Annotated in this window: 20 protein-coding genes; 9 read left to right on the top strand and 11 right to left on the bottom strand. The window is 63.5% G+C overall.

Annotated elements, in window-relative coordinates:
- The 3 genes from EOC93_RS25950 to EOC93_RS25940 form a co-directional block, all read left to right on the top strand.
- Positions 1–502: tyrosine-type recombinase/integrase (locus tag EOC93_RS25950; protein WP_164759276.1), on the top strand; the 502-nt coding region annotated here is incomplete at its 5' end.
- A 112-nt stretch (positions 503–614) separates the two neighbouring features.
- Complete coding sequence (locus EOC93_RS25945) at positions 615–827, top strand: hypothetical protein (RefSeq protein WP_245461542.1); 213 nt, start codon at positions 615–617, stop codon at positions 825–827.
- A 170-nt stretch (positions 828–997) separates the two neighbouring features.
- On the top strand, positions 998–1,213 hold the full coding sequence (locus tag EOC93_RS25940) for a hypothetical protein (RefSeq protein WP_127206030.1): 216 nt from the start codon (positions 998–1,000) through the stop codon (positions 1,211–1,213).
- A 465-nt stretch (positions 1,214–1,678) separates the two neighbouring features.
- On the opposite strand, the gene lpdA is transcribed toward EOC93_RS25940, so the two are convergent.
- The 9 genes from lpdA to mdh form a co-directional block, all read right to left on the bottom strand.
- Positions 1,679–3,085, bottom strand: coding sequence for a dihydrolipoyl dehydrogenase (gene lpdA / locus EOC93_RS25930; RefSeq protein WP_127206028.1), 1,407 nt, complete (start codon positions 3,083–3,085; stop codon positions 1,679–1,681).
- A gap of 41 nt (positions 3,086–3,126) precedes the next feature.
- Entirely contained in the window at positions 3,127–3,882 is a 756-nt protein-coding gene (locus EOC93_RS25925; protein ID WP_127206027.1) for an SDR family oxidoreductase, read from the bottom strand.
- On the bottom strand, positions 3,879–4,376 hold the full coding sequence (locus tag EOC93_RS25920) for a hypothetical protein (RefSeq protein WP_126107304.1): 498 nt from the start codon (positions 4,374–4,376) through the stop codon (positions 3,879–3,881). Before EOC93_RS25920 ends, EOC93_RS25925 begins: the two co-directional genes overlap by 4 nt.
- A gap of 57 nt (positions 4,377–4,433) precedes the next feature.
- Positions 4,434–5,735, bottom strand: coding sequence for a 2-oxoglutarate dehydrogenase complex dihydrolipoyllysine-residue succinyltransferase (gene odhB / locus EOC93_RS25915; RefSeq protein ID WP_095484894.1), 1,302 nt, complete (start codon positions 5,733–5,735; stop codon positions 4,434–4,436).
- A gap of 50 nt (positions 5,736–5,785) precedes the next feature.
- Positions 5,786–8,773, bottom strand: a complete 2,988-nt coding sequence (locus EOC93_RS25910) for a 2-oxoglutarate dehydrogenase E1 component (RefSeq protein ID WP_127206026.1) — start codon at positions 8,771–8,773, stop codon at positions 5,786–5,788.
- 125 nt (positions 8,774–8,898) lie between these two features.
- Positions 8,899–9,801: a succinate--CoA ligase subunit alpha gene (sucD, locus tag EOC93_RS25905; protein WP_127206025.1), complete on the bottom strand. Its 903-nt coding sequence runs from the start codon at positions 9,799–9,801 to the stop codon at positions 8,899–8,901.
- A gap of 64 nt (positions 9,802–9,865) precedes the next feature.
- Positions 9,866–10,237 carry a cupin domain-containing protein gene (locus tag EOC93_RS25900; RefSeq protein WP_127206024.1) on the bottom strand — a complete coding sequence of 124 codons (372 nt, stop codon included), beginning with the start codon at positions 10,235–10,237 and terminating at the stop codon, positions 9,866–9,868.
- A 4-nt stretch (positions 10,238–10,241) separates the two neighbouring features.
- On the bottom strand, positions 10,242–11,435 hold the full coding sequence (gene sucC, locus EOC93_RS25895) for an ADP-forming succinate--CoA ligase subunit beta (protein WP_127206023.1): 1,194 nt from the start codon (positions 11,433–11,435) through the stop codon (positions 10,242–10,244).
- A gap of 31 nt (positions 11,436–11,466) precedes the next feature.
- On the bottom strand, positions 11,467–12,435 hold the full coding sequence (mdh, locus tag EOC93_RS25890) for a malate dehydrogenase (RefSeq protein ID WP_095484889.1): 969 nt from the start codon (positions 12,433–12,435) through the stop codon (positions 11,467–11,469).
- Positions 12,436–12,673: 238 nt separating this feature from the next.
- Here mdh and EOC93_RS25885 point away from each other — a divergent pair, with 238 nt between their 5' ends.
- Entirely contained in the window at positions 12,674–13,102 is a 429-nt protein-coding gene (locus EOC93_RS25885) for a GNAT family N-acetyltransferase (RefSeq protein WP_127206022.1), read from the top strand.
- Here the strand turns inward: EOC93_RS25885 and zapE are convergent.
- Both zapE and EOC93_RS25875 read right to left on the bottom strand, forming a co-directional pair.
- The gene (gene zapE / locus EOC93_RS25880; protein WP_127206021.1) at positions 13,099–14,301 is read right to left on the bottom strand and encodes a cell division protein ZapE; all 1,203 of its coding nucleotides are present in this window, start codon (positions 14,299–14,301) and stop codon (positions 13,099–13,101) included. The genes EOC93_RS25885 and zapE overlap by 4 nt on opposite strands.
- A gap of 183 nt (positions 14,302–14,484) precedes the next feature.
- Positions 14,485–15,036 carry an AprI/Inh family metalloprotease inhibitor gene (locus tag EOC93_RS25875; protein ID WP_095484886.1) on the bottom strand — a complete coding sequence of 184 codons (552 nt, stop codon included), beginning with the start codon at positions 15,034–15,036 and terminating at the stop codon, positions 14,485–14,487.
- A gap of 295 nt (positions 15,037–15,331) precedes the next feature.
- Here EOC93_RS25875 and EOC93_RS25870 point away from each other — a divergent pair, with 295 nt between their 5' ends.
- The 5 genes from EOC93_RS25870 to EOC93_RS25850 form a co-directional block, all read left to right on the top strand.
- The gene (locus EOC93_RS25870; protein ID WP_095484885.1) at positions 15,332–16,342 is read left to right on the top strand and encodes an MBL fold metallo-hydrolase; all 1,011 of its coding nucleotides are present in this window, start codon (positions 15,332–15,334) and stop codon (positions 16,340–16,342) included.
- Positions 16,343–16,462: 120 nt separating this feature from the next.
- Positions 16,463–16,624, top strand: a complete 162-nt coding sequence (locus EOC93_RS25865) for a DUF1328 family protein (protein WP_095484884.1) — start codon at positions 16,463–16,465, stop codon at positions 16,622–16,624.
- A 122-nt stretch (positions 16,625–16,746) separates the two neighbouring features.
- Positions 16,747–17,631 (top strand): diaminopimelate epimerase, encoded by an 885-nt coding sequence (gene dapF, locus EOC93_RS25860; protein WP_095484883.1) that lies wholly within the window; start codon positions 16,747–16,749, stop codon positions 17,629–17,631.
- The gene (gene mtaB / locus EOC93_RS25855; RefSeq protein WP_127206020.1) at positions 17,631–18,932 is read left to right on the top strand and encodes a tRNA (N(6)-L-threonylcarbamoyladenosine(37)-C(2))-methylthiotransferase MtaB; all 1,302 of its coding nucleotides are present in this window, start codon (positions 17,631–17,633) and stop codon (positions 18,930–18,932) included. Before dapF ends, mtaB begins: the two co-directional genes overlap by 1 nt.
- 11 nt (positions 18,933–18,943) lie before the next feature.
- The coding region (locus EOC93_RS25850; RefSeq protein ID WP_206532276.1) for a signal recognition particle receptor subunit alpha at positions 18,944–20,117 on the top strand (1,174 nt) is incomplete at its 3' end.

Genomic DNA, 20,117 nt, shown 5'->3' with positions numbered 1-20,117 from the left:
GTGGATCGCCGCCCGCAACGCCGCCGTGCTGACGCTGCTCTACGGCTCGGGCCTGCGCATTTCCGAGGCGCTCGGATTGTCGGGCGCCGATCTGTCGTCGGCTGGCGATAGCGTGCTGCGCGTCACCGGCAAGGGCGGCAAGACCCGGCTGGTTCCGGTGCTGCCGGTGGCGCTGAGGGCGATCGCCGAATACCGCCGGCTCTGCCCCTATCATCTCGATCCGAAGGGCCTGCTGTTTCGCGGCGCCCGCGGCGGCCCGCTCAATCCGGCCATCGTCCAGCGCGATATGGCGAAGCTGCGCTCGGCGCTCAATCTGCCCGACACCGCCACGCCGCATGCCTTGCGCCATTCCTTCGCCACGCATCTGCTTGGGCGCGGCGGCGACCTGCGCACCATCCAGGAACTTTTGGGACATGCCAGCCTGTCGACGACGCAGATCTACACCGGCGTCGACACCGCGAGGCTGCTCGAAATCTACGAAGCCGCCCATCCGCGGGCGTGAGCGACGTGCAGGCCTGCAAAGTCCGGACAGCGCACGCGCAACGAGCCCCGTTCAAGACAATTTGGATAAGCCGGTTAACCGTTTCGCCGCTTTTTTAGGCCTAGAAAGAGCCATGAAACGCGTCATCGCCATTACCGACCGCGCGGCTTTTGTGTCGCTGAAGCTGCTTGTGGTACTCAACGCCCTGTTTCTTGTCTCTTTTCTCGTCGTCGCGTTGCTCGCGGCCGGCAAGGCGCACGCCGGGAGTCCGGCTTGCGGCGGCGCCGACATGCTGTCGAGCTTGCTGAAGGACAGTCCGGCGGGCTGCGCCGCATCGAGAAAATGACTTTTCGCCGGCCCCAACAAGTTATCGATCATGCCGGGCCGATCCCTCGCTGCCTTCATGACGCCCTGCATCCTCTCAACGCGGGAGGTCCGGTCGAGGATTTCCGCAAGGCCGCCTGAACCTGACCGTCGTTTACCGAGTTGCACGGTTGAGTTGCGAACCAGGAAGAGATGATTCCGATCGATGCCTTCCCGAATCAGGACGCGAGGGCGGCGGTCCGGTCTTGGTGCAAGATGGCTGAAAATGCTCGTTTTGGCTCGATCATTGCCAATTTTGCGAGGGAAATGCGTGCGGGCAAACGATTCCAGGCGCAGATTGCCCTGTTTTCGGCGTTTTCGATACCTAGCGTGAAACCTGTTCAACGATTGCGCGTTGATTTGTGTTGATTGATACTTTTCATCCACGGAGGACACTTTTATGGCGAATCCAAACGACCCGTACACCACTCCGACCCACCCTCCCAAGTCGGGTGGCGGCGGCAGCGGCTGGCTGATTGCCCTGGTTGTCGTTATCCTGGCTATTGTCGCTTACTATATTTTTGGAAGAAGCGGTGAGACGCCCGCGCCTGCTGAGCCGCCGGCCGCCAGCACGCCAGCCCCAGCGCCTGCAGAACCGGCACCTGCACCGGCCCCGGCAGAGCCTGCGCCAGCCCCGGCACCCGCAGAGCCTGCTCCGGCGCCTGCACCTGCACCGGCTCCGGCGCCTGCAGAGCCAGCGCCAGCGCCTGCTCCGGCGCCCGCACCAGCCCCGGCGCAGTGATCGGCTGCTGACTTCAAATACGAACGGTCCGCTGAAAAGCGGGCCGTTTTGCTTTGAGCCATCAGATGGCTGCCGGAGTAGCTTAGGACGGCCTACATATGGATCGGCTTGAAGAAGGTCGCCAGTGCCGCTTCCTTCACCGCCTCCGACATCGTCGGATGGGCGTGGCAGGTGCGGGCAAGATCTTCCGACGAGCCGCCGAACTCCATCAGCACCGCCGCCTCGTGGATCATCTCGCCGGCGCCGAAGCCGACGATGTGGACGCCGAGCACGCGATCGCTCTGCTTGTCCGCCAGTATCTTCACGAAGCCGTCGGTATGCAGCATGGCGCGCGCCCGGCCGTTGGCGCTGAACGGAAACTTGCCGGCCTTATAGTCGATGCCGGCCGCCTTCAGCTCTTCCTCGGTCTTACCGACCGAGGCGATTTCCGGACTGGTGTAGACGACGTTCGGGATCACCTCGTAGTTCACATGGCCGGCCTGGCCGGCGATGGTCTCGGCCACCGCCACCCCCTCGTCCTCGGCCTTGTGGGCGAGCATCGGCCCGGCGATGACGTCGCCGATGGCGTAGATGCCAGGCACATTGGTCTTGAGATGGCCGTCCGTCTTGACCCGGCCGCGCTCGTCGACATCGACGCCGGCCTCCTTCAGCCCAAGACTGTCCGAATAGGCCCGGCGTCCCGTCGCGATCAGCACGGTATCCGCCTCGATGGTCTCGGCAGCACCCCCCTTGACCGGCTCGAAGGTGACGGTGACACCCTTCTTGGCCTTGGCGACACCGGTCACCTTGGCGCCGAGCCTGAATTCGATGCCTTGCTTGGACAGCATGCGCTGGAACTGTTTGGCGACCTCGCCATCCATGCCGCCCAGTATGGTGTCGAGGAACTCGACGACGGTGACCTTCGCGCCGAGCCGCGCCCATACCGAGCCGAGTTCCAGCCCGATGACGCCGCCGCCGACCACCACAAGATGGCCCGGCACCTTGTCCAGCGACAACGCGCCGGTCGAGGACATGATCACCTTCTCGTCGATATCGACCTTGACGCCCGGGATGCCGGCGACGTCGGAGCCGGTGGCGATGACGATGTTCCTGGTCTCGATCTCCTCGACCTTGCCGTCCTCGCCGGTCACCGACACCTTGCCGGCGGATAGGACCTTGCCGGTGCCGCGAAACGAGTCGATCTTGTTCTTCTTGAACAGGAAGGCGACGCCGTTGACGTTGGACGCCACGGTCGCGTCCTTGTGCGCCATCATCTTCCCGAGATTGAGCTTCGGCGCGCCGATCTCGACGCCCAGCGTGTCGAAGGAATGGCCGGCCTCGGCGAACATCTCGGAGGCATGCAGCAGCGCCTTGGACGGAATGCAGCCGATGTTGAGGCAGGTGCCGCCGAAGGTCGGGTTCTTCTCGACCACCGCCGTCTTCAGGCCGAGCTGTGCCGCCTTGATGGCGCAGACATAGCCGCCCGGTCCCGATCCGATGATAACGACGTCATAAGCCATGATATTGTCCTTCTGGTCTGGCACTCAGCCTTGGCTGGCAATTAGCGGCCGCCGCCCACTTCCAAATTTGCGCCTGTCGTATAGGACGCCCCGTCCGACAGGAGCCAGAGAATTGCCGCGGCGACCTCTTCGGTGGCCCCCGCCCTTTGCATGGGCACGAGGTGACGCATCCTCTCGACGCGATCCGGCTGCCCGCCGGAGGCATGAATTTCGGTGTCGATGATGCCTGGACTGACCGCGTTGACGCGAATGCTTTCCCCGGCCACTTCGCGCGCCAGGCCAATAGTGAAGGAATCGATCGCGCCCTTCGAGGCGGCGTAGTCGACATATTCGCCCGGCCCGCCGATTCTCGCAGCAATCGAGGAGATATTCACGATAGCGCCGCCCTTGCCGCCATGGCTGGTCGACATGCGCTTCACCGCTTCGCGAGCACAGAGCATCGAGCCAATGACATTGATGCGCATCATGCGCTCCAACCTTGCTCCGCTCATTTCGTCGACACGCGCCTTCCGGTCGACCACGCCGGCATTGTTGACGAGCGCATCGAGCGGACCGAAGGCATGATCGATGCGCTCGAACATCGCCTGGATATCGGCCTCGCTGCCGACGTCGCCCTTGATGGCCAGCGCTTCGCCGCCAGCCTGCGCGATTGCCTCGACAAGCGCCGTGGCCGCAGCCTCGTTGGAGGCATAGTTGACCGCAACACGGTATCCAGCCTTGGCGGCAAGCCTGGACGTGGCCGCGCCGATGCCGCGACTACCACCGGTCACCAGCAGCACTTTTTTGGTCGCGCTCATTCCTGACAGCCCTTCAACGAAAAAACATCCCACGGCACTTTCGAAAACCCGTTGGTGCCATAGGCGGCCGACATCTGCAGCGACGGTCCGAGGTCGGGAAAGATAAGAGTCTTCGGCGCGGCCACGCCTTCGGCTGGCAGCAGAGCGATGTTGCCCTTGTCGTCAGCACTGTAGACGACCCCCTCCCACACCGTGCAAGCGGCGAGTTCGTCGCCGGTGACGTCGCCTGTCGGGCATTTGTACATCAGCGAACCATGCGGCCGCGCCACGCCTTCCGTCCACATGACGATGCCGTCGAGCACGACACTGTTGTCGAGCACCATCTTGAACGTGTTGGTGACAACAGCCGATTCCATGGTCGGCCTGAAATCGATCTCGGCGACGTGTTCGGCATCGCCATAGACGGCGAGCTCAAGCGGGCAGGCGGCGTGCGCCGTCGATGCCGTCAGCGCAAGGCCGGCCACGCACAGCGTGAAAAACAATCCGGAGCGCAAACGAGAGAAGCTCGTTCGGTGGCGCAGATCCATTCTCCGGCTCACCTCGACCGACCCTTAGAGATCGAGCACCAGCCGCTCCGGATCCTCCAGGCTTTCCTTGACCCGGACCAGGAAGGTCACCGCTTCCTTGCCGTCGACGATGCGGTGATCGTAGGAGAGCGCCAGATACATCATCGGCCGGATCACGATCTGGCCGCCGACCACCACCGGCCGCTCCTGGATCTTGTGCATGCCCAGAATGCCGGACTGCGGCGCGTTGAGGATCGGCGTCGACATCAGCGACCCGTAAACGCCGCCGTTGGAAATCGTAAACGTGCCTCCTTGCATATCCGCCACGGAAAGCTTGCCGTCACGCGCGGCGATGCCCAGCCTGCCGATATCCTTCTCGATCTCGGCGATCGACATCTGGTCGGCATCGCGCACCACTGGCACGACGAGGCCCTTTTCGGTGCCGACGGCGACGCCGATATGGGCGTAGTTCTTGAAGATGATGTCGGTGCCGTCGATCTCGGCGTTGACCGAAGGGATCTCCTTCAGCGCATGGGTGACGGCCTTGGTGAAGAAGCCCATGAAGCCCAGCTTCACGCCGTGCTTCTTCTCGAACACATCCTTGTATTTGGTCCTGAGCGCCATCACCGCACTCATGTCCACCTCGTTGAAGGTGGTCAGCATGGCGGCGGTCGACTGCGCTTCCTTGAGGCGGCGCGCGATGGTCTGCCGCAGCTTGGTCATGCGCACGCGCTCTTCGCGCGACGCGTCATCGGCCGAGGACGGCGCACGGGCAGCGACCGGTGCAGGAGCCTTCGGCGTCTCGGCCGGCTGCGACGGCGCGCCCCTGGCGATTGCGTCGAGCACGTCGCCCTTCAGCACCTGGCCGCGCTTGCCGGAACCCGAGACCTGGTCGACCGCGAGATTGCTCTCGGCCAGCAGCTTCGCCGCCGCTGGCGCCGGCGGCATCGTGCGCGCCTCGATCGGCCCGGCATCGCCGGCGATTTTGGCGGTCTCGGCCGCGGCTTGCTTGACGGTGGATGCGGCGGTTGGCGCCGAGGCCTGCGATACCGCGTCCTGCCTCGGTTCGGAAGTTGACGCCTTAGCGGGTGCTGCCGCTTTTGCGCCGTCGCCCGCCGAAATCATGCCGAGCAAAGCGCCGACCTCGACCGTCTCGCCTTCCTTGACGGCGATCTCGCTGAGCGTTCCCGCGGCCGCGGCCGGCACTTCCACCGTTACCTTGTCGGTTTCGAGCTCGACCAGGGGCTCGTCGGTGGCGATCGCGTCGCCCACCTTCTTGAACCATTTGCCGATGGTCGCCTCGGTGACGGATTCGCCAAGTGTGGGGACGCGGATTTCGGTAGCCATTGTGCCTGTCCGTTTTTCTGTCGGTTCTGTTCTATTCGCCGAGCTCTGTTCTATTCACCGAGCGCGTCTTCGAGCAAGGCGGCAAGCTGGGCGAGATGCTTCGACATCAATCCGGTCGCCGGCGACGCGGCCGCCGGCCGGCCGGTATAGCGCACCCGCTGATGCTTGGCGTCGATATGCGCCAGCACCCATTCCAGATAGGGATCGATGAACGACCAGGCGCCCATGTTCTTGGGCTCCTCCTGGCACCACACCATCTCGGCGTTGCGGAAGCGTGACAGTTCGGTGATCAGCGCCTTGGCCGGGAACGGATAGAGCTGTTCGACGCGCAACAGATAGATGTCGTTGATGCCGCGCTTCTCGCGCTCCTCGTAGAGGTCGTAATAGACCTTGCCCGAGCACAGCACGACGCGGCGGATCTTCGAATCCTTGGTGAGCTTGATTGCCTGGCCGGGGAGCTGCTGGGCATCGTCCCACAACAGCCGGTGGAACGCGCTTTCGCCCGACATCTCCGGTAGCGTCGACACCGCCCGCTTGTGGCGCAGCAGCGACTTCGGCGTCATCAGGATCAGCGGCTTGCGGAAATCCCGCTTCAACTGCCGGCGCAGGATGTGGAAGTAGTTGGCCGGCGTCGTGCAGTAGGCCACCTGCATGTTGTCTTCGGCGCAAAGCTGCAGAAAGCGCTCGAGCCTGGCCGACGAATGTTCCGGCCCCTGGCCTTCATAGCCATGCGGCAGCAGGCAGACGAGGCCCGACATTCTGAGCCACTTGCGCTCGCCCGACGAGATGAACTGGTCGAACACCACCTGGGCGCCGTTGGCGAAATCGCCGAACTGGGCTTCCCAAAGCGTCAGCGCCTTCGGCTCGGCCAGACTGTAGCCGTATTCGAAGCCGAGCACGGCCTCTTCCGACAGCATCGAGTTGATGACCTCGAAGCCGGCCTGCGCCGCCGACAGATTGTTGAGCGGAATGTAGCGTGTCTCGTCGCGCTGGTCGTAGAGCACGGAGTGGCGTTGCGAAAACGTGCCACGCTCCGAATCCTGTCCCGACAGCCGGACCGGATTGCCGTCGAGCAGAATGGCGCCGAAGGCCAGCGCCTCGGCCGTCGACCAGTCGATGCCTTCGCCCGACTCGATCGCCTGGCGGCGGTTCTCGAGAAACCGCATGATCGTCTTGTGGGCCGCGAAATCCTTCGGCACCTCGGTCAGCTTCTTGCCGATCTCCTTCAGCGTCTTGACCGGCACGGCGGTCTTGCCGCGCCGCTGTTCGTCCTGGTTGTCGGCCGTGCGCAGGCCAGACCAGGCGCCATCCAGCCAGTCGGCCTTGTTGGGCTTGTAATGCTGGCCGACCTCGAATTCCTGCTCGAGATGTGCCCGCCAGTCGGCCTTGAGCTTGTCGAATTCGGCCTGGGTAAGGTGGCCTTCGGCGATCAGCCGGTCGGCATAGATCTGCACCGTCGTCTTGTGGCTGCGGATGCTGCTGTACATGATCGGCTGGGTGAAGGCCGGCTCGTCGCCCTCATTGTGGCCGAAGCGGCGGTAGCAGAACATGTCGACCACGACAGGCTTGTGGAACTTCATACGGAATTCGATCGCCACCTTGGTGGCATGGACCACGGCTTCTGGATCGTCGCCATTGACGTGGAAGATCGGCGCCTCGATCATCTTGGCCACATCCGACGGATAGGGCGACGACCGCGAAAAGCGCGGATTGGTGGTGAAGCCGATCTGGTTGTTGATGATGAAATGCAGCGTGCCGGCGACGCGGTGGCCGCGCAGCCCCGACAGGCCAAGGATTTCGGCAATCACGCCCTGGCCGGCAAAGGCGGCGTCGCCGTGCAGGAGCAGCGGCAGCACCTTGGCGCGCTCTTCCAGCGGCACGATCTCCTCGCGACTGCGGCCGAACAGGGAGTCCTGCTTGGCCCGCGCCTTGCCCATCACCACCGGATCGACAATTTCCAGGTGTGAAGGATTGGCGGTCAGCGACAGGTGCACCTTGTTGCCGTCGAACTCGCGGTCCGACGAAGCGCCGAGATGGTACTTCACGTCGCCCGAGCCCTCGACCTCGTCGGGTGCGGCCGAGCCGCCCTTGAATTCGTGGAAGATGGCGCGGTGCGGCTTGGCCATCACCTGGGAGAGCACGTTCAGCCGGCCGCGATGCGCCATGCCGAGCACGATCTCCTTCATGCCGAGCTGACCGCCGCGCTTGACGATCTGCTCCAGTGCCGGGATCAGCGCCTCTGCGCCGTCGAGGCCGAAGCGCTTGGTGCCCTTGTACTTGACGTCGATGAATTGCTCGAAGCCTTCGGCCTCGACCAGCTTCTGCAGGATCGCCTTCTTGCCGGTGGCGGTGAAGGAAATCTCCTTGTCAGTGCCCTCGATGCGCGCCTGGATCCAGGCCTTCTCCTCGGGATCGGAAATATGCATGAACTCGACGCCGAGCGTCGAGCAATAGGTGCGGGTCAGGATGTCGAGCATCTGCCGGATGGTGCCGAATTCGAGCCCGAGCACGTTGTCGAGGAAAATCGGGCGATCGTAATCGGCTGATGTGAAGCCGTAATTTTCCGGCGACAGCTCGTTATAGTCCTCGAGCGGCTTGGCGATGCCGAGCGGATCGAGATTGGCGTGCAAATGGCCCCGCATGCGGTAGGCGCGGATCATCATGATGGCGCGCACGGAATCGCGCGTCGCCTGGTGCACGTCGGCGTCGGAAAGGGCGACGCCGTTCATCACCGCCTTGTCCTGGACCTTCTTCTCGATGTGCTTCTCGACGATGCCCCAATTGCCGTCGAGCGCCGACACCAACTCGCCATTGGCCTGCAACGGCCACGAGGGCTTAGCCCATGAGGCGCCCTTGGCATTCTTGCGAACATCGCCGGAGTCGTCCTTCAGCGCCGCGAAGAAATCCTGCCATTCGGGGTCGACCGAAGAGGGATCGTCCTCATAGGCGGCGTAGAGCGCGTCGATATAATCGGCATTGCCGCCATAGAGGAAAGAGGTAAGCGAAAATTGGTCGTTGGCCTGATCTTGTCTTGCCATTTTTTCAGCGGAGCCTGGCTCCGTCTCCTTTTGTAGGGGAGTAAGGGAGTAGGGCAGTAAGGGAGTAGGGGAATAGGGCATTTTCTTGCCGCTGGCGTTCCCTACTCCCCTATTCCCATACTCCCTTAACCTTTAATTGCCTCGACCAGCGTCGTGCCGAGCCGGGCCGGCGAGGGCGAAACTTTTATCCCAGCCGATTCCATCGCTGCAATCTTGTCCTCGGCACCGCCCTTGCCGCCGGAGATGACGGCGCCCGCATGGCCCATGGTGCGCCCGGCCGGCGCCGTGCGCCCGGCGATGAAACCGGCCATCGGCTTCTTGCGGCCACGCTTGGCTTCGTCCTTGAGGAACTGCGCGGCGTCTTCCTCGGCCGAGCCGCCGATCTCGCCGATCATGATGATCGATTGGGTCTCGTCGTCGGCGAGGAACATCTCCAGCACGTCGATGAACTCAGTGCCTTTGACGGGGTCGCCACCGATGCCGACGGCGGTGGTCTGGCCGAGGCCGACATTGGTGGTCTGGAACACTGCCTCATAGGTAAGCGTTCCCGAGCGGGAAACAACGCCGACCGAGCCCTTGCGGAAGATGTTGCCGGGCATGATGCCGATCTTGCATTCGTTGGGGGTCAGGACGCCGGGGCAGTTGGGGCCGATGAGCCGCGATGTCGAGCGGTCGAGCCTCGCCTTGACCTTGATCATGTCGATCACCGGGATGCCCTCGGTGATGCAGATGATCAGCGGGATCTCGGCTTCGATCGCTTCTAGGATCGCCTCTGCGGCGCCCGCCGGCGGCACATAGACGACGGAAGCGTTGGCGCCGGTCGTTGCCTTGCCTTCAGCGACGGTGGAAAAGATCGGCAGGCTCTCGCCCTTGGCGCCGATCCACGTTTCGCCGCCCTTTTTGGGGTGGATGCCGCCAACCATTTTCGTCCCGTGATAGGCCAGCGCCTGCTCCGTATGGAACGTGCCGGTCTTGCCGGTCAGGCCCTGCACGAGCACCTTGGTGTTCTTGTCGACGAGAATGGACATGGTGGTCCTTTTTACAAACCGTTGATCGAGGAAGGCTGCGTGGTCATCGTCAGAGATGCCATGGTCAGAGCCGCTTGAGATCGGCGACGGTGAGGTCGCTCTTGGCGTTGCCGGTGTTGAGTGTCGTCGCCGGCTCGAACATCAGCACCACCGGCTCCTCGCTCAGCGAGCGCGGCCGGTGCTCGACGGCCCGCGGCACGACGATGAACTCGCCGCTGCCAAGCTCCACCGTGCCGTCGCGGAAATCGATGGCGATGCGGCCGCGCAGCACCAGGAACGCCTCGTCCTCGTTGTCATGCGCGTGCCAGTCGAAGACATCGCCGAACTTGGCGATCTTGACCTGGGCGTCGTTGACGTCGCCGGCGATATGCGGATCGAAGACCTTTTTGATCTTCGCATCCGCCGCCTCGACCAGGTTTATCTTGTGCGGAGGCACCAGATCAGCCCTTCACCGCCGCCACGATTTTCTTCGCGGCATCGTCGAGGTCGTCCGCCGAGACGACATTGAGGCCACTGTCATTGATGATCTTCTTGCCTAGCTCGGCATTGGTGCCTTCGAGCCGCACCACCAGCGGCACTTGCAGCCCAACTTCCTTGACAGCGGCAATGACACCCTCGGCGATGATGTCGCACTTCATGATGCCGCCGAAGATGTTGATCAGGATGCCTTTGACCGCCGGATCCTTGGTGATGATCTTGAACGCCGCCGTCACCTTCTCCTTCGACGCACCGCCGCCGACATCGAGAAAGTTGGCGGGCTCGGCGCCATAGAGCTTGATGATGTCCATCGTCGCCATGGCGAGGCCGGCACCGTTGACCATGCAGCCGATATTGCCGTCGAGCGCGACATAGGCGAGGTCGTATTTCGACGCCTCGATCTCCTTCTCGTCCTCTTCGGTGATGTCGCGCAGCTCCATCACGTCGGGTTGGCGGAACAGCGCGTTGTTGTCGAACGACACCTTGGCGTCGAGCACGCGCAGCCGGCCGTTCCTCATGACGATCAGCGGGTTGACCTCGAGCAGGCTCATGTCCTTTTCGACGAAGGCTTTGTGGAGGATCGGGAACAGCGTCTCGCCATCCTTGGCGGCGTCGCCGTCAAGCTTCAGCGCGCCGTTGAGTTCTTTCAAATCATCCGCCGTCACGCCCTTTTCCGGGTCGATGGCAACGGTGATGATCTTTTCCGGCGTGTCATGGGCGACCGCCTCGATATCCATGCCGCCCTCGGTCGAAACGACGAAGGCGATGCGGCCGACCGAGCGGTCGACCAGCAGCGACAGATAGAGCTCGCGCTCGATGTCGGCGCCGTCCTCGATATAGAGGCGGTTAACCTGCTTGCCCGCCGGGCCGGTCTGTTTGGTGACCAGCGTGTGGCCGAGCATCTCGTTGGCATTGGCAACGACGTCGGCCACCGACTTCGCCAGCCTGACGCCGCCCTTGGCGTCGGGGCCGAGCTCCTTGAACTTGCCCTTGCCGCGACCGCCGGCATGGATCTGGCTCTTCACCACATAGAGCGGGCCGGGCAGCGCCTTGGCGGCGGCTTCCGCCTCGCTTGCCTCGAACACCGGCACGCCTTCGGCCACCGGTGCGCCAAAGCCCTTCAGCAGCGCCTTGCCCTGATATTCATGGATGTTCATGCGCGTTGTCTCCGGTTCACTTGGCGGCAGGTCACTTGGCGGCGAGATGCGGAGCGATCTTGACGCAGGCCTCGCACAGGCCCTGCACCGCCGCCACCGAACTGTCGAACATCTTCTGCTCGGGCTTGCTGAGCTCGATCTCGATGATGCGCTCGACGCCGCCGGCGCCTATCACCACCGGCACACCGACATAGGTGTTCTTGACACCATACTGGCCGGAGAGATGCGCAGCACAGGGCAGCACGCGCTTCTTGTCCTTGAGATAGGCTTCGGCCATGGCGATCGCCGAGGCGGCCGGTGCGTAGAAGGCCGAGCCGGTCTTGAGCAGGCCGACGATCTCGGCGCCGCCGTCGCGGGTGCGCTGCACGATCTGGTCGAGCTTTTCCTTCGAGGTCCAGCCCATCTTGATGAGGTCGGGCAGCGGGATGCCGGCGACCGTCGAATAGCGGATCATCGGCACCATGGAATCGCCATGGCCGCCGAGCACGAAGGCGGTGACATCCTCGACCGACACCTTGAATTCCTCGGCCAGGAAATAGCGGAAGCGCGAGCTGTCCAGCACGCCGGCCATGCCGACGACATGGCTCTTCGGCAGTCCGGAAAACTTCTGCAGCGCCCAGACCATGGCGTCGAGCGGGTTGGTGATGCAGATGACGAAGGCTTTCGGCGCGTATTTCTTGAGACCCGCGCCAACCTGCTCCATGACCTTCAGGTTGATGCCGAGAAGGTCGTCGCGGCTCATGCCGGGCTTGCGCGGCACGCCGGCGGTGACGATGCAGACGTCGGCGCCCTCGATGCCGGCGTAATCGTTGACACCGGTCAGCCTGGAGTCGAACCCATCGACCGGCGATGACTGCGCGATATCCAGCCCCTTGCCTTGCGGGATGCCCTCGGCGATATCAAACAGCACAACATCGCCGAGATCCTTGAGGCCGATCATGTGGGCGAGCGTGCCGCCGATCATGCCCGAGCCGATGAGCGCTATCTTGTTGCGTGCCATGTCAGGATGTTTTCCCTTTAGACTGTGACGGCGCCCAAATCCTTAACGAATTGGATGACGGCGTCGAGGAAGGAGGCCGGAATGCTGCGAGGAAGCCGCGGGATTTCGCCGCACCCAATAGCCCCGGCGCAAAATAAATTCAAACGATTATTTCGGAGTGAATAATTTCAATCGGTTAGAAACAATGGGAGTTACGTAAGCGTCAAAAGATGTAAGCCGACTTTGGGATCTCTACACAATGAAGATGGAAATAAGAAGGCTGTTTCCCGGCGATGACGCCCTTGTGATGCGGGTCGCCGAGGACGTGTTCGACGAGCCGGTGAGGCCTGATCGCCTTGCCGCCTACCTCGCCTCACCAGGACATTTCATGATCGTGGCGCTCGCCGACGGCGTGGTCGTCGGCCAGTGCGCTGCCGTCATCCACCACCATCCGGACAAGGTGAGCGAACTCTACATCGACGAAGTCGGCGTGGCGCCGGCCTTCCAGCGCCAGGGCACAGCGACAAGAATGCTCGACGCCATGTTTGCGCTCGGCCGCGAGCATGGCTGCGAGGAGGCCTGGGTCGGCACCGAGCCGGACAATGTTGCCGCTCGCGCACTGTATGAGGCGCGAAGGGAGCCGCACGGCGAGGCGGAAGGCTTGGTCATGTATGTTTATCGACTCTAGGCCTGAGCCTGCTGCGCTTCAGGCGGCGCCATCCGCGCACTCTGCCGTTTCGCCCAGTCTTCCAGCCATTCGTGGCTCTGCATCTCGATCAGCCGCGACGCCGTGCGCTCGAATTCGAAGACCTCGATGCCGCGCTTCGCCGCATAAAGTTCAGCCGGCGCCGCCGCCGCGCTGACAACCAGCCGCACATGATGATCGTAGAGCGTGTCGATCAGCAGGATGAAGCGCTTGGCCTCGTTGCGGCTGCCTTCGCCGAGCACCGGCACATGATCGATGAAGATGGTCGAGAAGCGGCTGGCAATCGCCAGGAAATCGCGGGCGCCGTGCGGTTTCTCGCAGAGATCGGCAAAAGAAAACCGCGCCGCATCGCCGGCAGCACGCGGCACCACGATCTGCCTGCCCTTTACCGTCAGCGCCGCCGCCTCCGTCGGCCTGCCATGCGTCATCACCTCCCAAGCCTCGTCGAGGACAGCATCGGCGGCGGCATCGGCGGGGGTGACATAGACCGGCAGGCGGCTGAGCTTGTCCAGCCGATAATCCTTGTCGGCGTCTAGCGCCAGCACCTGCGCATTCCGCTCCAGGGTGCCGATGAAGGGTAGGAAAAGCTTGCGGTTCAAACCGTCGCGGTAGAGATCCTCCGGCGCGACATTGGACGTGGCGACCAGCACGACGCCGTTGGCAAACAGCGCCGAGAACAGTCGGGACAGGATCATCGCATCGGCGATGTCGGTGACGGAAAACTCGTCGAAGCACAGCACCCAGGCTTCCTCGGCCAGCGAGCGGGCCACCGGCGCGATCGGGTCGTCTTCCCTGACGGTGCCATTCTTGCGCTCCAGCCGATGCTTCTGGATGCGGTCCTGCACATCGGCCATGAAGTCGTTGAAGTGCACACGGCGCTTGCGCCTGACCGGCACCAGCTCGAAGAACATGTCCATCAGCATGGTCTTGCCGCGGCCGACGCCGCCATGGATGTAGAGGCCCTTGACGGCCTCGCGCGTCTCGCGCTTGCGCGCGAACAGCCAGCCCAGCGCGCTCGACTTGTGCGCCAGCCGCTTTGCCGAAATCTCGTCGATCAGCCGGTCGAGTGCCGCGACGATCCGCTCCTGTGCCGGATCGCGGTCGATCAGGCCCGTATCGACCAAATGGTCGTAGCGCTGCCGGACGGTCGCATGGGTCTGAAGGCCGTCACGCAGATGCATCGGTCACGTCGTTCTGAAGTATGATCCCGAAAAGTTGCAGACTTTTCGGACAAGATCATACGCAAAAAAAGACTTAGAGCAGGATGACCGACTCAATTTGAATTCATCCTGCTCTAGAGCAATCCCAGGAAAAGTGTGTAGCGGTTTTCCCTAGGAATTGCGTAAAAACAAATAGGAGGCGGGTCAGCCTCTTGTAAGCGAAATCGGCAGGCCGTTGGAAGTCTGGCCGTCGAATTTCTCTCCGCCCGAGGAATAGAGCCGTGCCAGCGTGCCGCCATTCTCATCATACAGCGTCAGCTGCTTGCCGGCGACGTTCCATGATTTGATGCCGTCGATCGGCGCCGGGCAATGCAGCGGTCCGGCCCGATAGCCGGCGCCGAATTTCGTCTGCGGCGTTGCCACCTGGCAGCTCTGGCCGGACACGCTGGCCTTCCACACGCCGGCGACGCTGCCTGCGGTAAGATCCGGGGCTCCGGCCGGTGCCGTTCCGTCCGGCGGCAACGAGGCGACCTGGGGGTTTAGCGTGCCTTGCGGCGCCGTCGGAAATTTCGACGGGTCGGCCGTGCCGGGCGACGCCGGCGGCGGCAGCTGATTTCCGGTTACCTTGCCGGAGGGCGCGGCTTGCAGCGGCGCTGGCTGCTCCTGGTCCATCGATGAGAACCGTGACGTTGAACAGCCGCTCGCAACGAGCGCGGCAAGCGATACGGCCAGCAGACCGGTTTTCGAAAAATCCATTTCAAACCTCCGTCGATCCGGCTGGGGCTGCCGTCCGCACAATGTCTTCCCCCACCAAGATGGAGAAGGTGGCAGAATTTCAACCCGATATGGTTAAAATACCATTTGCGGCAGCATCTGTTGCAACTTTACCACAAAATACGTGCCGCCTAAAAGCCTGCCCTGTGGGTCTGACCCGACCGTGCACAGCGGTTTTGCCTGGAGAGGCGTGCCCTTGGCATTCGGCCCCAGATGCTTGCGCTAGCCGGCTTCGGTCCTATCTCTGGTGAAACGGAACTCTGCCGGAGGCGAAACCTTGGCTGCAAGAAAAAGAGCCGCCAATCGCTACTACAGCGGCCCGCCCAGCGATCATTTCGACGGCACCTTGTTCTTCAATCCCAACGGCAAGCTGCCTGCGCGTTTTTCCGATCTTTTGAAGTGGCAGCTGGGCGGCGAGCGCTCGAAATGGCCAGCGGCGAATCCGAGCCCGTTTCATCAGGCCACGCCGGCCGAGCGGATCGAAGGCCCCGGGCTGAGGCTGACCATGGTCGGCCATTCCACGCTGCTTATCCAGACAGCCGGCCTGAATATCCTCACCGACCCGGTCTGGTCGCGGCGCGTCTCGCCGCTCTCCTTTGCCGGGCCGAAACGGGTCAACCTGCCGGGCATCGCGTTTTCCAGCCTGCCGCCGATCGACCTCGTATTGGTCAGCCACAATCACTACGACCATCTCGACCTCGCCACGCTGAAGCGGCTGAAGACAAAGCATGACCCGCTGGTGCTGACGCCACTCGGCAACGACGTCATTATCGAAGATGGCGTTCCCGGCATGCGGCTCTCCGTGCATGACTGGGGCGAGCGGGTCGACATCGGCAAGGACGTGGCCGTCCATGTCGAGCCGGTGCACCACTGGTCGGCGCGTGGCACCCGCGACCGGCGCATGGCGCTGTGGGCGGGTTTTGTGGTCAAGACGCCGGGCGGAAAGATCTATTTCGCCGGCGACACCGGTTTCCACGATGGCATCAACTATCGGCTGATGGCCGAAAGGCACGGCGGCTTCCGCCTCGCCATCCTGCCGATCGGCGCTTACGAGCCGCGCTGGTTCATGGCGCCACACCACCAGAACCCTGAGGAGGCGGTGCAAGGCATGCTTTTGTGCAACGCCGCCTATGCTGCCGGCTGCCATTGGGGCACGTTCCGGCTCACCAACGAGCCGATCGACGAGCCGGCAAGAAAGCTTGGTGAGGCCCTGGATGACCAGAGCGTCCCGCGCGAACGCTTTCGCGCCTTGCGTCCCGGCGAGGTCTGGGACGTGCCGACGGCCTAGGCAGGCGACCGGCTTCGCGGCGCAGGGAATTTCCAGGCAAATCCAAGGAATCGGAACCCAAGCCATCGCAGACGCGTTTGTAGGTAGTTTCCACAACCGTCGGCCGCGAGGTTTTTTCTCATGATCAAATGGATCATCATTCTTCTGATCATCGCGGCCGCGGCAAGCCTGCTCGGCATGCCGGCCTTGGCCGGAGCTGCCGCCACCGGTGCCCGTATCCTCATCGGCATCGTGCTGATCATCTTCCTGCTGGTCATGCTCGGCGTCTTCGCGGTGACGTAGCGCATCGGCCCGAAAATCGATTTTTGGAAAGCACGATGCGCGGATTCAAAATGTCCGCGCACTGGTAATTTCGGCCGGTATCCGCCATATAGGCGCCAAACCGGCATGAGACCTTTCGATCCATGGCAAGCACTGTCCCCTTCGCCAAGATGAACGGCATCGGCAACGAGATCATCGTTGCCGACATGCACGGTCGCGCCGATCGGGTGACGCCGGCTGCCGCCCTTGCGCTCAACGCCGATGCCGCGACGAAATTCGATCAGATCATGGCGATCCACGATGCCAGGACGCCGGGCACCGCCTTTTTCATCGACATATTGAATTCCGACGGAACCGGCGCGCAGGCCTGCGGCAACGGCATGCGCTGTGTGGTGCAAGCGCTTGCTGCCGAGACCGGCCAGAAGACATTCGCCTTCGAGACGGTCGCCGGCATCCTCAACGCCGAGGAACATGCCGACGGGCTGATCTCGGTCGACATGGGCAGACCGCGTTTCGGCTGGCAGGATATTCCGCTGGCCGAGGAATTCCGCGACACCCGCATGATCGAGCTGCAGATCGGCCCGATCGACGCGCCTGTGCTGCACTCGCCCTCGGTCGTGTCGATGGGCAATCCGCACGCCATTTTCTGGGTCGACCGCGACGTCTGGTCCTACGAGCTCGACCGCTTCGGTCCGCTGCTCGAAAACCACCCGATCTTCCCCGAACGCGCCAACATCACAATCGCGCAGGTGACCTCGCCCGAGACGATGGTCATCCGCACCTGGGAGCGCGGCGCCGGCCTGACCAAGGCCTGCGGCACGGCGGCTTGTGCCGCCGTCGTCGCTGCCGCCCGCACCAAGCGGACCGGACGCAGCGTCTCCTTGGTGACGCCCGGCGGCGGCTCCTTGCATGTCGAATGGCGCGGCGACGACCACGTCGTCCTCACCGGTGCCGCCGAATGGGAATTTTCCGGCAGCTTCGACCCGTCGACCGGCGTGTGGGCCCGCGACACCGAAAGCGCCGCCTGATGCCCGCTCTTCCCAAGAAGGGCATTGACGTCGTTGCCTTCGGCTGCCGGCTGAACACCTACGAATCCGAGGTGATGCGGCGCGAGGCGGAAAGCGCCGGCCTTGGCGCGCTGGCAGGCGGCGCCATCATCTTCAACACCTGCGCCGTCACCGGCGAGGCGGTGCGCCAGGCAAAGCAGTCGATCCGCAAGGCCCGCCGCGAGAACCCGGCCGCCCGCATCATCGTCACCGGCTGCGCCGCGCAGACCGAGCCGCAGAATTTCGTCGCCATGGACGAGGTCGATCTCGTCCTCGGCAATGAGGAGAAGCTGAAGGCGAATTCCTATCGCGCGCTGCCGGATTTCGGCGTCAACGATACCGAGAAGGCTCGCGTCAACGATATCTTTTCGGTACGCGAGACGGCCGCCCACATGGTCGACGCCATCGAAGGCCGGGCGCGAGCCTTCGTCCAGGTGCAGAACGGCTGCGACCACCGCTGCACCTTCTGCATCATCCCCTATGGCCGCGGCAATTCGCGCTCGGTGCCGATGGGCGCCGTAGTCGAGCAGGTCAAGCGGCTGAGCGGCAATGGCTATGCCGAGATCGTGCTGACCGGCGTCGACATGACCAGCTTCGGCGCCGACCTGCCGGGCAGCCCGAAACTCGGCAAATTGGTCAAGACAATCCTCAAGCAGGTGCCTGACGTGAAACGCCTGCGCCTCTCCTCGATCGATTCGATCGAGGCCGACGACGATCTGCTCGACGCGATCGCCACCGAGCCCCGACTGATGCCACATCTGCATCTGTCGCTGCAGGCGGGCGACGACATGATCCTGAAACGGATGAAGCGCCGACACAACCGGGATCAGTCGATCCGTTTTTGCGAGGATTTGCGCAAATTGCGCCCCGGCATCGTCTTCGGCGCCGACATCATCGCCGGCTTCCCGACCGAGACGGACGCCATGTTCGAAAAATCGCTGGAGATCGTCGAGGAATGCGGGCTGACGCATCTCCACGTTTTTCCATTTTCACCGCGCGAAGGCACCCCCGCGGCGCGCATGCCGCAGCTTCGCCGCGAGGTGGTCAAGCAGCGTGCTGCACGGCTGCGCGCCGCCGGTGGCGCCGCCTATGTCAGTCACCTCGCCGCACTCGCCGGAACGCGCCAGTCGATCCTGGTCGAGCGCGACGGGCTCGGCCGCACCGAAGGGTTTACGCTCGCCGCGGTCTCCGCCGGCGCGCCGGGCGAAATCGTTGAGGCTGATATCGCCGGCCATGATGGTATCAGACTGATTGCGGCGCCGCTTGCCGCCAGCGTCGCCTGAGACGCAAAGACATGGCTGGTTTTTTCAAGAAGATATTTTCGTTCGGCAAGAAGGAAGTGGTCGAGGAGCGGATCGACGAGTCGGCACCTCTGCCGCCGATCAAATGGGATGCGCTGGAGGCGCTGAAACCGGCTTCTGAGCAGGCCGTTCCGGAATTTTTGAAACGGGAAGAGCGTCAGCCCGAAACAGAAGCTGCGCCTCCGCCGCCAGTCGAGGCGGAAGCACCGCTCGCGCCGCAGCCGGCGCCTGTTGAAGAGGCCGCGCCCGCTCCTGCACCAACCATTCCGCCCGGGCCAGACATCCAGCCGGAACCCGCTCCGATCGAGGAGCCGGAGGCGCCTGCCGAGGAGCCGGCGCCAGAGCCTGAAATCCAGCCGGTTCCGGTCGAGGAGCTGGGACCGGAGCCGGAAGCGCCTGCTGAACAGGCAGCGCCCGAGGAAATCCCGGCCGTTCCCGTCATCCCTGAGCCGGCTCCTGCACCAGAGCCTCAGCCACCAGAAGTCGCCCCATCCCAGCCGGAAAAACGGCCTGAGCCGGCGCCCGTCGACATGCCGGCGCCGCCCGCCGAGATCCCCTCAACGGCGCCCAAGCCTGAGGCGCCGCCGGCCGAAATCCCGCCCCCCATTCGCCAGCCGGCGCCGGTCGAGGCAAAGCCAATCCTTGCTGAGATCGCACCGGAGCCGGAGGCCGTTCCGCAACCACCGCCGGAGCCAAAGCCAGCCCCCGGCAAGGTGACCGTAACCAAGAAGGTCGAGCAGAAAGCCCAGCCACAGAAGGCGCCGGAACCGGCACCGAAACGCTCGTGGTTCCAGCGTATGAAGGAGGGGCTTGCCCGCTCTTCCCGGGAACTGTCCGGCAACATCGCCGGCGTCTTCACCAAGCGCAAGCTGGACGAGGACACGCTGCAGGATCTCGAGGACGTGCTGATCCGCGCCGATCTCGGCATGGAGACGGCATTGCGCATCACCGATTCGCTGGCCGCCAGCCGCTACGGCAAGGACGTCTCCGAGACGGAAGTCCGCGCCATCATGGCGACGGAGGTGGAGAAGGTGCTGACCCACGTCGCCATGCCGCTGGAGCTTGATCTCAGTCACAAGCCGCATGTCATCCTTGTCGTCGGCGTCAACGGCACCGGCAAGACCACAACCATCGGCAAGCTTGCGGCAAAGCTGACCGATGGCGGCC

This window comes from Mesorhizobium sp. M6A.T.Ce.TU.002.03.1.1 (genome assembly GCF_003997275.1).
Classification (GTDB): Bacteria; Pseudomonadota; Alphaproteobacteria; order Rhizobiales; family Rhizobiaceae; genus Mesorhizobium; species Mesorhizobium mediterraneum.
The sequence above is the reverse complement of the archived record's forward strand: the minus strand, read 5'-3'. Positions and strand labels throughout refer to the sequence as shown.

Coding starts and splice junctions, on each gene's coding strand:
- EOC93_RS25945 (WP_245461542.1), top strand. CDS start 615: ATGAAACGCGTCATCGCCATTACCGACCGCGCGGCTTTTGTGTCGCTG.
- lpdA (WP_127206028.1), bottom strand. CDS start 3,085: ATGGCTTATGACGTCGTTATCATCGGATCGGGACCGGGCGGCTATGTC.
- mdh (WP_095484889.1), bottom strand. CDS start 12,435: ATGGCACGCAACAAGATAGCGCTCATCGGCTCGGGCATGATCGGCGGC.
- sucD (WP_127206025.1), bottom strand. CDS start 9,801: ATGTCCATTCTCGTCGACAAGAACACCAAGGTGCTCGTGCAGGGCCTG.
- zapE (WP_127206021.1), bottom strand. CDS start 14,301: ATGCATCTGCGTGACGGCCTTCAGACCCATGCGACCGTCCGGCAGCGC.
- EOC93_RS25925 (WP_127206027.1), bottom strand. CDS start 3,882: ATGAGCGCGACCAAAAAAGTGCTGCTGGTGACCGGTGGTAGTCGCGGC.
- dapF (WP_095484883.1), top strand. CDS start 16,747: ATGGCAAGCACTGTCCCCTTCGCCAAGATGAACGGCATCGGCAACGAG.
- EOC93_RS25910 (WP_127206026.1), bottom strand. CDS start 8,773: ATGGCAAGACAAGATCAGGCCAACGACCAATTTTCGCTTACCTCTTTC.
- EOC93_RS25885 (WP_127206022.1), top strand. CDS start 12,674: ATGAAGATGGAAATAAGAAGGCTGTTTCCCGGCGATGACGCCCTTGTG.
- mtaB (WP_127206020.1), top strand. CDS start 17,631: ATGCCCGCTCTTCCCAAGAAGGGCATTGACGTCGTTGCCTTCGGCTGC.
- EOC93_RS25875 (WP_095484886.1), bottom strand. CDS start 15,036: ATGGATTTTTCGAAAACCGGTCTGCTGGCCGTATCGCTTGCCGCGCTC.
- sucC (WP_127206023.1), bottom strand. CDS start 11,435: ATGAACATCCATGAATATCAGGGCAAGGCGCTGCTGAAGGGCTTTGGC.
- EOC93_RS25940 (WP_127206030.1), top strand. CDS start 998: ATGATTCCGATCGATGCCTTCCCGAATCAGGACGCGAGGGCGGCGGTC.
- odhB (WP_095484894.1), bottom strand. CDS start 5,735: ATGGCTACCGAAATCCGCGTCCCCACACTTGGCGAATCCGTCACCGAG.
- EOC93_RS25865 (WP_095484884.1), top strand. CDS start 16,463: ATGATCAAATGGATCATCATTCTTCTGATCATCGCGGCCGCGGCAAGC.